Source organism: Kineosporia sp. R_H_3, from assembly GCF_002198675.1.
Classification (GTDB): Bacteria; Actinomycetota; Actinomycetes; order Actinomycetales; family Kineosporiaceae; genus R-H-3.
Map to the genome: position 1 here is coordinate 1 of NZ_MWLL01000198.1, position 9,681 is coordinate 9,681.

At 73.8% G+C, this 9,681-nt stretch carries 11 protein-coding genes and 2 tRNA genes; 10 read left to right on the forward strand and 3 right to left on the reverse strand.

Translation table 11 applies throughout. The annotated features are described in order from the left end of the window. The 4 genes from ECOMGDLI_RS24555 to ECOMGDLI_RS24570 all read left to right on the forward strand — a co-directional run. Positions 1-1,208, forward strand: a 1,208-nt coding sequence (locus tag ECOMGDLI_RS24555; protein WP_088319486.1) for a CPBP family intramembrane glutamic endopeptidase, incomplete at its 5' end; no start/stop codon positions are given. A 395-nt stretch (positions 1,209-1,603) separates the two neighbouring features. After that, a complete protein-coding gene (locus ECOMGDLI_RS36985; RefSeq protein ID WP_233153617.1) occupies positions 1,604-1,978 on the forward strand; it encodes an HAD family hydrolase in 375 nt (124 codons plus the stop codon). A gap of 42 nt (positions 1,979-2,020) precedes the next feature. Next, positions 2,021-2,092: transfer RNA gene (locus tag ECOMGDLI_RS24565), tRNA-Gln, on the forward strand. A 95-nt stretch (positions 2,093-2,187) separates the two neighbouring features. After that, positions 2,188-2,260: transfer RNA gene (locus ECOMGDLI_RS24570), tRNA-Glu, on the forward strand. Positions 2,261-2,358: 98 nt separating this feature from the next. Here the strand turns inward: ECOMGDLI_RS24570 and ECOMGDLI_RS24575 are convergent. Further along, complete coding sequence (locus ECOMGDLI_RS24575; protein ID WP_088319487.1) at positions 2,359-2,967, reverse strand: MerR family transcriptional regulator; 609 nt, start codon at positions 2,965-2,967, stop codon at positions 2,359-2,361. Between the two features lie 76 nt (positions 2,968-3,043). On the opposite strand from ECOMGDLI_RS24575, the gene ECOMGDLI_RS24580 reads away from it, so the two are divergent. Beyond that, the gene (locus tag ECOMGDLI_RS24580; RefSeq protein ID WP_198955156.1) at positions 3,044-3,574 is read left to right on the forward strand and encodes a DUF4188 domain-containing protein; all 531 of its coding nucleotides are present in this window, start codon (positions 3,044-3,046) and stop codon (positions 3,572-3,574) included. Positions 3,575-3,636: 62 nt separating this feature from the next. Here the strand turns inward: ECOMGDLI_RS24580 and ECOMGDLI_RS24585 are convergent, their stop codons facing one another. Next, positions 3,637-4,356 carry an IclR family transcriptional regulator gene (locus ECOMGDLI_RS24585; protein ID WP_088319488.1) on the reverse strand — a complete coding sequence of 240 codons (720 nt, stop codon included), beginning with the start codon at positions 4,354-4,356 and terminating at the stop codon, positions 3,637-3,639. Positions 4,357-4,506: 150 nt separating this feature from the next. Here ECOMGDLI_RS24585 and leuC point away from each other — a divergent pair, with 150 nt between their 5' ends. From leuC to murA, 5 genes are all read left to right on the forward strand, one after another. Further along, positions 4,507-5,946, forward strand: coding sequence for a 3-isopropylmalate dehydratase large subunit (gene leuC / locus ECOMGDLI_RS24590; RefSeq protein ID WP_088319489.1), 1,440 nt, complete (start codon positions 4,507-4,509; stop codon positions 5,944-5,946). 38 nt (positions 5,947-5,984) lie between these two features. Beyond that, positions 5,985-6,581 carry a 3-isopropylmalate dehydratase small subunit gene (leuD, locus tag ECOMGDLI_RS24595; RefSeq protein ID WP_088319490.1) on the forward strand — a complete coding sequence of 199 codons (597 nt, stop codon included), beginning with the start codon at positions 5,985-5,987 and terminating at the stop codon, positions 6,579-6,581. A 399-nt stretch (positions 6,582-6,980) separates the two neighbouring features. Further along, positions 6,981-7,223 (forward strand): hypothetical protein, encoded by a 243-nt coding sequence (locus tag ECOMGDLI_RS24600; RefSeq protein ID WP_088319491.1) that lies wholly within the window; start codon positions 6,981-6,983, stop codon positions 7,221-7,223. A 139-nt stretch (positions 7,224-7,362) separates the two neighbouring features. Continuing rightward, complete coding sequence (locus ECOMGDLI_RS36990; protein ID WP_088319492.1) at positions 7,363-7,863, forward strand: HU family DNA-binding protein; 501 nt, start codon at positions 7,363-7,365, stop codon at positions 7,861-7,863. 154 nt (positions 7,864-8,017) lie between these two features. Then, positions 8,018-9,361, forward strand: coding sequence for a UDP-N-acetylglucosamine 1-carboxyvinyltransferase (gene murA, locus ECOMGDLI_RS24610; protein ID WP_088319493.1), 1,344 nt, complete (start codon positions 8,018-8,020; stop codon positions 9,359-9,361). Positions 9,362-9,383: 22 nt separating this feature from the next. Here murA and ECOMGDLI_RS24615 read toward each other — a convergent pair. Next, positions 9,384-9,681 (reverse strand): hypothetical protein (locus ECOMGDLI_RS24615; RefSeq protein WP_233153618.1); only part of this gene is annotated, 298 nt, incomplete at its 5' end.

Genomic DNA, 9,681 nt, shown 5'->3' on the forward strand with positions numbered 1-9,681 from the left:
GGGCGCCCACGCCGCCGGCGGCGTGGGCGCCCGTACCGCCGCCGCGGATGCCCGAGGGGGCGCTGCGACCGCGGGAGTACGCCCAGCTGCTGCGCGGGCCGCAGCACCGCTGGTGGCGCCCCATCGCGAGCATCGGCCTCGGCGCGGTCGTCGCGTTCCTCGTGATCCTCGGCAGCTCGGTGCTGGCACTGGTCTACCTCGCCGTGTCGGAGGGCTCCTTCGCGGAGGCGGCCGACCTCATCGACGACGAGGCGTTCTTCAGCGAGCCGGCGGGCTTCCTGCTCAACAACCTCTCGCTGGCGGGCCTCATCCCGGTCGCCATGGGTGTCGTCTGGCTCGTGCACCGCTGGCGGCCGCGCTGGCTGGCCTCGGTGCGCCCCGGCGTGCGGTGGACGTGGATGCTCGAGTGCGCGGGCTGGTCCGTCGTCTACGTCGCGACCCTCGCGACGATCGGGCTCGCCGCCGGGGACAGCTTCGAGTGGTCGCCGCAGGCGCACTTCTGGGTGTTCGTCGTCATCGTGCTCCTCACCCAGCCGCTCCAGGCGGCGGGGGAGGAGTACGCCTTCCGCGGGCTGCTCACCCAGGCGATCGGCTCGTGGTTCGCCCGGGCCTGGGTCTCCGCTCTCGTCGCGGGCCTGGTCACCGCGACGCTCTTCGCGTTCGCCCACGGCAGCCAGTCGCCGTGGCTGTTCGCCGACCGGTTCTGGTTCGGGGCGACGGCGTCCTTCCTCGTGTGGCGCACCGGCGGCCTCGAGGCCGGCATCGCGCTGCACGCGGTGAACAACCTCTACGCGATCGGGGCCGCGCTCGTCACCGGCACGCTCGCCGAGAGCGTCACGGCGACCGACTACCCGCCGCTCGCCGCCGTCCTCGACATCGTCCTCATGTCGCTCTTCGCGGCGTTCGTCTCCTGGCGCGCCCACCGGCGGGGCCTGCAGCGGCTGCACGACCCGGCGCTCCAGCCGGGCGCACCCGTCGGGTACCCACCCGTCGGGTACCCGGGCGCCGTCCCCGTCCCGGCGGGCCCCTGGGGGCCGTACGCGGCGCTGGCCCAGCAGACCGCCGTCCCGCAGCAGCACCAGGCCTGGCCGCCGCCGCCCCCGGCGCAGGCGTGGCCGCCGCCGCAGCCCGGGCCCCAGCAGGGCTGGCCGCCCCCGCCCCAGGGCTGGCCGCCGCCGCAGCCACCGGGACGCGGCACCGATGGCTGAGCGCCGCGTCGACGCCGTCCTGCTCGACATCGACGACACGCTCGTCGACACCCGCGCGTCCTTCCGCGCCGCCGTGCACCACGTCGTCGCCCGGTGGATGCCGCACCTCGACGCCGCGCGTCGGGAGGAGGCCGTGCTGCACTGGGCGCGGGACCCGCGCGGGCACTACCGGTCGTACACCCGGGGCGAGACGACGTTCTCCGGCCAGCGCCGGCTGCGCGGCGCCGACCTGCACGCGACGTTCGGCGGCCCCGCCCTCGACGACGAGGCCTTCGCCCGGTGGGAGGAGGGCTACGAGGCGGCCTTCCGCGCCGCCTGGGCGGCCCGGCCGGACGCCGCCGCCCTTCCTGGACGCCCTCGACGCCGCCGGGCTGCCCTACGGGGCGCTGACGAACATGGAGGGCGGCTACCAGCGGGCCAAGCTCGACGCCGTGGGCCTGGGCCGGCTCGCCGTCCTCGGCTCGATGGACGACCTCGGCCGCGGCAAGCCGGACCCCGACCTCTTCCACCTCGCCTGCCGGTGCCTCGGCAGCGAGCGTTCGCGGACGGCGTACCTCGGCGACGAGGCCGACGTCGACGCCCGCGGCGCCCGGGACGCGGGCCTGCTCGGGATCTGGTTCGACGCGCACGGGACCGGCGCCGACCCGGGGGACGTGCCCGTCGCGCGCTCGCTCGCCGAGGTGCCCGCGCTGCTCGGCATCGGGGCCCCGCCGGCACCCGGGGACGGCGCGCCGGGAAGCCGTTTTGGAGCCGGGCTGCCGGGCCGGTAGAGTGCTCCCTCGGGTCACGGCGTCACAGCCGGGATACCCCCATGGGGTATGGTGTAATTGGCAGCACGACTGATTCTGGTTCAGTTAGTCTAGGTTCGAGTCCTGGTACCCCAGCGCGACTCGTCCCTCCTCGCCGAGAGGCTAGGATGGGCAACGCCCCGCAGGACCGCCTCCCGGCGGAACAGCGGGTTGCAGTACGGAACGGCTAGGGCCCCGTTGTGTAGTGGCCTAGCACGCCGCCCTCTCAAGGCGGTAGCGCGGGTTCGAATCCCGTCGGGGCTACGCGAGAAGGCCCCCGGCAGCAGCCGGGGGCCTTTCGCGTTCCCGGACGGGAACGGTGCGTCCCCGTCCGGGAACGGGCGCCTGTTCTCCCCTCCCGCTCAGCCCCCGGGGCGTCGCGTGACGAACAGGTGCTGCTGCGCGATCCGGCGCAGTGCGAGCAGGAGCGGCTCGTAGAGCACCGTCCCCACGACGATGTACTCGACGACGTCCGCGACCGGCCCGGCGGGCACGTCGCTGACGTCCGCCGCGGCGACCGTCAGGGCGGCGTCCGCGTACGTCCGCAGCCGCTCCGGGTCCGGGGCCAGCCCGACGGCGTCCATGGCCTCCAGGGCGGCCTGCAGGCGCCCCAGGGCGTTCGTCTGGCCGGCCCCCGACCACCCGAACGACTCGACGACCGCCAGGGCGCGCTCCGTGCCCGTGCCCGGCGGGGGAGCCGGCGGGAGGGCGGCGTGCGCCGTGCCGATCGCGGTCATGCTCAGGTCGGGCCCGGCGTCGACCGCGGCGAGGACGTCGCGGACCGCGGCCAGCGGCAGCCCGCCGATCTCGACGAGCGCCCGGACGAGCCGCAGCCTGCGCACATGGGTCACGTCGTACTCGGCCTGGGTCGCGGAGGTCGCGCGGCCGGCCGGGACCAGCCCCTCGCGGAGGTAGTACTTCACCGTCGCGAGCGGGACGCCGGTCTCCCGGGCGAGCTCGGAGATCCTCACCGACCACCTCCTTGACAGTTGGAGAGTAGCACTATCCAATATTGGGGAGCGGTGCTATCCAATCGGAGGTCCACCCATGCCGGCCATCACCCCCGGGCGCGTGACGCACGACCACGACGGCGACGTCGTCGTGTTCCTCATCGGCATGCGCATCAACCGGTTCCGGTCCGTCCGGCAGTGGTGGCCGGCCTTCACGGCGATGCCGAGGATGCTCCGCGAGCTGTCCATGGATCCCTCGCTCGGGCTGCTCGGCTTCTTCACCGCGCTCCAGGGGCCGCGGACCGTCACGGTCGTCCAGTACTGGCGCGACGCCGAGAGCCTGATCGCCTACGCCAAGGCCGCCGAGCACGAGCACCGCCCGGCCTGGACGGCGTTCAACCGGGCCCTGCGCACCTCGCGCGGCGCCGTGGGGATCTGGCACGAGACGTACGTCGTCCCGAAGGGCGGCCACGAGTCGCTCTACGTCGACATGCCGGCGCGCGGCCTCGGAGCCGCGTTCGGGACGTCGGCGGCGTCCGGCCGCCGGGAGTCGGCGTCCGGACGCCTCGGGCGCCCCGAGGCGCAGCAGCAGGTGGTGCAGCAGCAGTCTGCGCAGCAGGTGGACTGACCACGCCGCCACGAACGTCCGGACGGGCGCCCGGCCCACGGGGGGCGGGGCTCCCGTCCGGCCTACTGCGGGTTGCGGCGCAGCACCTCGGTGAGCCGGTTCGCGGACTGCACCACGGCTGCGGCGTGCACCCGGCCGGGCTGGCGCGTGAAGCGCTCCACCGGGCCGGAGATCGACACCGCGGCGACGACCCGGCCCGAGGGGCCGCGCACCGGGGCGGAGACGGAGGCGACGCCCGGCTCCCGCTCGCCGATGCTCTGCGCCCAGCCGCGGCGCCGGACGGCGGACAGCGTCGTCGCGGTGAACCGGGCGCCCTGCAGGCCGCGGTGGAGCCGGTCCGGCTCCTCCCAGGCGAGCAGGATCTGCGCGGCCGAGCCGGCGAGCATCGTCAGTGCCGAGCCGACCGGGATCGAGTCCCGCAGGCCGACGGGACGCTCGGCCGCGGCGACGCAGATCCGCATGTCGCCCTGGCGCCGGTAGAGCTGGGCGGACTCGCCCGTGTGGTCCCGCAGGGCCGTCAGCACCGGGCCGGCCGCGGCGAGCAGCCTGTCCTCGCCGGCGGCCGAGGCGAGCTCGGCCAGGCGCGGACCGAGGATGAACCGGCCCTGCATGTCCCGCCCGACGAGCCGGTGGTGCTCCAGTGCCACGGCCAGCCGGTGCGCCGTCGGGCGTGCCAGCCCCGTCGCCGCGACGAGCTGTGCGAGGGTCGCCGGGCCGGCCTCGAGGGCGCCGAGGACGACGGCCGCCTTGTCGAGGACGCCGACTCCGCTACTCTTGTCCACGAGTCGATACTGACGTCTCAGAGCGTGAGACGCAAGTCGGCCCCGCGGCACGACTGCGGAGCAGCCGCAGGACAATCGCAGGACAATTGCAGGACAACCCGCCAATCGATTCGCATCGCGACGTCGCCGTCGTCGAGGAGAGGTCCACCCGTGGGACGCACGCTGGCCGAGAAGGTCTGGGACGCACACACCGTCCGCCGTGGCGAGAACGGCGAGCCCGACCTGCTCTACATCGACCTCCACCTCGTGCACGAGGTGACGAGCCCGCAGGCCTTCGACGGTCTGCGTCTGGCCGGGCGACGCGTGCGCCGCACCGACCTCACCATCGCGACCGAGGACCACAACACCCCGACGGTCGACATCGACAAGCCGATCGCGGACCCGGTGTCGCGCACGCAGATCGAGACGCTGCGCAAGAACTGCGCCGAGTTCGGCGTCCGGATCCACTCCCTCGGCGACGTCGAGCAGGGCATCGTCCACGTCGTCGGCCCGCAGCTCGGGCTCACCCAGCCCGGCATGACGGTCGTGTGCGGCGACTCGCACACCTCGACGCACGGTGCGTTCGGTGCGCTGGCGTTCGGCATCGGCACGAGCGAGGTCGAGCACGTCCTCGCGACGCAGACCCTGCCGCTCAAGCCCTTCAAGACCATGGCCATCACCATCGAGGGCCCGCTGCCCGAGGGGTCGACGGCCAAGGACGTCATCCTCGCGGTCATCGCGCGGATCGGCACCGGCGGCGGCCAGGGCTACGTCCTGGAGTACCGCGGCGAGGCGGTCCGCGACCTGTCCGTCGAGGGCCGGATGACGATCTGCAACATGTCGATCGAGGCCGGCGCCCGCGCCGGGATGATCGCCCCGGACGAGAAGACGTTCGCCTACCTCGAGGGCCGCCCGCACGCGCCGAAGGGCGCCGACTGGGACGCCGCGGTCGAGTACTGGTCGACCCTGCGCACCGACGACGACGCGGTCTTCGACGCCGAGGTCGTGCTGAGCGCCGCGGACATCGAGCCGTTCGTCACGTGGGGCACCAACCCCGGCCAGGGCCTGCCGCTGTCGGCGTCCGTGCCGGACCCGGCGACGATGACCGACGAGAACGAGCGCGTCGCCGCGCAGCGGGCGCTGGAGTACATGGCCCTCACGCCCGGCACGCCGCTGCGCGAGGTCGCCGTCGACACCGTCTTCATCGGCTCCTGCACCAACGGGCGCATCGAGGACCTGCGGGCGGCGGCGTCCGTCGTCCAGGGGCGGGCGAAGGCGGAGTCCGTCCGCGTGCTCGTCGTCCCCGGCTCGGCTCGGGTACGGCTGCAGGCCGAGGCGGAGGGGCTCGACAAGGTCTTCACCGACTTCGGTGCGGAGTGGCGCCAGGCCGGCTGCTCGATGTGCCTGGGCATGAACCCCGACCAGCTCGCCCCGGGGGAGCGCAGCGCCTCGACCTCGAACCGCAACTTCGAGGGCCGCCAGGGCAAGGGCGGCCGCACGCACCTCGTGTCGCCGCTCGTCGCCGCCGCGACCGCCGTCCGCGGCACGTTGTCGAGCCCGGCCGACCTCGCGCCCGTGACGTCGTCCGCGTCGTCGACCGTCACCGCCTGACCGCCTGACCGCCACCAGAACCGGAGAGCCGACACGTCATGGAGAAGTTCACGACCCACACCGGCGTCGGGGTGCCGCTCAAGCGGTCCAACGTCGACACCGACCAGATCATCCCCGCGGTCTACCTCAAGCGGGTGACCCGGACCGGGTTCGAGGACGGCCTGTTCTCGGCCTGGCGCAACGACCCCGCGTTCGTCCTCAACCAGGAGGGCTTCGCCGGCGGCTCGGTCCTCGTCGCCGGGCCGGACTTCGGCACGGGCTCGTCGCGCGAGCACGCCGTCTGGGCGCTCAAGGACTACGGCTTCAAGGCCGTGCTCTCCTCGCGCTTCGCCGACATCTTCCGCGGCAACAGCGGCAAGCAGGGGCTGCTCACCGCGGTCCTGCCGCAGGCGGACATCGAGGCGCTCTGGGAGGCGCTCGAGGCGGCGCCCGGCACCGAGGTGACCGTCGACCTCGGCACCCGGACCGTCACGTGCGGCGCGCTGTCGTTCGGGTTCGACGTCGACGACTACACCCGCTGGCGGCTCATGGAGGGCCTGGACGACATCGGTCTCACCCTCCAGCACGCTGACGCCGTCGACGCGTTCGAGGCGTCCCGGCCGGCCTGGCTGCCGCGCACCCAGCCCGTCGCCTGAGCCGTCGGACGACGCCGCACGCGGTCGTCCCGGAGGGTCCGCGGGACCCGCGCACGGACACTTCGCCCAGTGCAACTGCCGGTGCCGGCGCCCTTCCGGGGTGCCGGCACCGGCCGTTTCCGGCGTGTCGCCAAACTTTTTTTCGTACCCTCCGGGGGTCGCCCGCACGGTCTCCTGCGGGGCCCGCCGCCGACCGTGCGCCGGCCGGTCGCGGGGCCGCGCCGGGTACCGTCGGCGCGGCGCCCGCCGAGCGGCCCGGCAGCCCTTGTGCCCCAGCCGGATCCGGGTGCGGCGCCGACGGCGCGCCGCAGGTGGCGGACGTCGCGAGGTAGGTCACCATGGTCTCGGGGGAGGGTGCGGGCGGATCGTGGCGCTCGCCCGACGACGGAGGGGTTCGCCTTGTGCAGCAACGATTTCCAGCGGTTCCCCGGCCGGTGGGGGGAGCTCGCCGACCTGCTCCGGCAGACCCAGGTCTGCCTCGAGGAGGCCGACGCGGCAGGGGTCCGGACGGCCGACCTGGTGGCGGTGAGCCGGGCCGCGAGGCATGCCGTCAAGGACGCCGACCGTGACGTGGACCGGGCCGTCGACCTCGTCGGCAGGGTCGTCCTCGACGCCCGTTCGCTGCTGTCCCGGACGGGCTGACCGGCCCCCCGCGGGGCCCCTTCGAAGCGTTGCGACACAGGCTGATGCGCAGCGTTGATATTGGACTGCGGGCGCGCTCGGTCATACCTTCGTACGCGATGTCGAGCACCGGCTCGACCATGTGCACCGGAGGACATCAGTGAACAAGGCAGAGCTCGTCGCGGCCCTCGAGGGGCGGCTGGGGAGCAAGAAGGTTGCGACCGACGCGCTCGAGGCGATCGTCGACACCATCCAGCGGACCGTCGCCAAGGGCGAGAAGGTCGCGATCTCCGGCTTCGGCTCGTTCGAGAAGGCGATCCGCGGCCCGCGCACCGGGCGCAACCCGCGCACGGGCGAGACGGTGAAGATCAAGAAGACGTCGGTCCCGCGCTTCAAGCCGGGCACGGCGTTCAAGGGCTACGTCGCCGACCCGAAGTCGGTGCCGAAGGCGGTCGCCGCCGCGGCGAAGACCGCGACGACGCGCGCCGCCGGCGCGGCGAAGACGGTGGCGAAGGCTCCGGCGCGCGCCGCGGCCACGAAGGCCCCGGCGAAGACGGTCGCGAAGGCGCCCGCCAAGACCGCGGCCAAGGCCCCGGCGAAGACGGCGGCCAAGGCCCCCGCGAAGACGGCCGTCAAGCGCACGCCGGCCAAGAAGGCCTGACGCTCCGACCGTCAGCAGCACCGGACCACCGGTCCGTCGGCACCACCTCGTACGGCGACGGGACCGTCAAGGAACCGTCAAGGCACCACCGGCACGCCACGCGGCGGGTCACCCGGATTTCTGGGTGGCCCGCCGCGTGCGTCAGGATGACTGCATGCATGACGTGCTCACGGTCCACGGAGGCACCCCCCTGCGCGGCACCATCACCGTGCGCGGGGCCAAGAACTTCGTCTCGAAGGCGATGGTCGCGGCCCTGCTCGGGGAGGAGCCGTCGCGCCTGCGGAACGTCCCGGACATCCGCGACGTCGGGGTCGTCACCGGGCTCCTCGAGCTCCACGGGGTGACGGTCGCCGAGGAGTTCGACGGCGACCTCCTCCTCGACCCGACGGACGTCGAGATGGCCCACGTCGCCGACATCGACGCCCACGCCGGGTCCAGCCGCATCCCGATCCTCTTCTGCGGCCCGCTGCTCCACCGGCTCGGCGAGGCGTTCATCCCCGACCTCGGCGGCTGCCGGATCGGCGACCGGCCGATCAACTACCACCTCGACGTCCTGCGCCAGTTCGGCGCCGTCGTCGAGAAGCAGGCCGCGGGCATCCGGCTCAGCGCGCCCCGGCGGCTCCAGGGCACGAAGGTCGACCTGCCGTACCCGAGCGTCGGCACGACCGAGCAGGTGCTGCTGACCGCCGTCCGCGCCGAGGGGGTCACCGAGCTGCGGAACGCCGCGATCGAGCCCGAGATCATGGACCTCATCGCGGTGCTGCAGAAGATGGGCGCGATCATCAGCGTCGACACCGACCGGGTCATCCGGATCGAGGGCGTCGACCGGCTCGGCGGCTTCACGCACCGCGCCCTGCCGGACCGGATCGAGGCCGCGTCGTGGGCCTGCGCGGCCCTCGCGACCCGCGGGGAGATCACCGTCCTCGGGGCCCGCCAGCTCGAGATGATGACGTTCCTCAACGTCTTCCGGAAGGTCGGCGGGCTGCTCGACGTCGGCGACGACGGCATCCGGTTCAGCCACCCCGGCGGCGAGCTCAACTCGCTCGTCCTCGAGACCGCCGTCCACCCGGGCTTCATGACCGACTGGCAGCAGCCGCTCGTCGTCGCGCTCACCCAGGCGACCGGGGTGTCGATCGTCCACGAGACGGTCTACGAGAACCGGTTCGGGTTCACCGACGCGCTGCGCGACATGGGCGCCCAGATCCAGCTCTACCGGGAGTGCCTCGGCGGGCTGCCGTGCCGCTTCGGGCAGCGCAACTTCATGCACTCCGCGGTCATCTCCGGCCCGACGAAGCTGCACGCCGCCGACATCACGGTGCCCGACCTGCGCGGCGGGTTCAGCCACCTCATCGCCGCGCTCGCCGCCGAGGGCACCTCGAACGTGCGGGGCATCGGTCTCATCGACCGCGGCTACGAGCACTTCCAGGCCAAGCTCGACGCGCTCGGCGCCAACTACGAGCGCACCATGGACGCCGTGCCGGTCCCGGCCGCCGTCTGACGGCGCAGGAGGGTCGTGCGTCTCAGGGGAGCGAGCGGCGGGTCGGGACGACGCCGACGGTCTCCAGGCGCATCGTGACGACGACGCAGTCCGCGCCGGTGCCCTCGACCGCCACCGTGAGGCGCTGCCCGGGGCGCACGTGGCGCAGCCCGCTCGTGCCGAAGGCCTCGGGGCCGAACGGCAGCACGTAGCCGTCGTCCGTGACGACGTCCCCGGAGACGGACTTCGCGTCGAAACGCGCGACGGTGGCCTGCACGGGCCCAGGGTAGGGCAGCCGGGCCGGGCGGGTCAGGGCACGGTCGCGGGGCGGCTGCCCTACC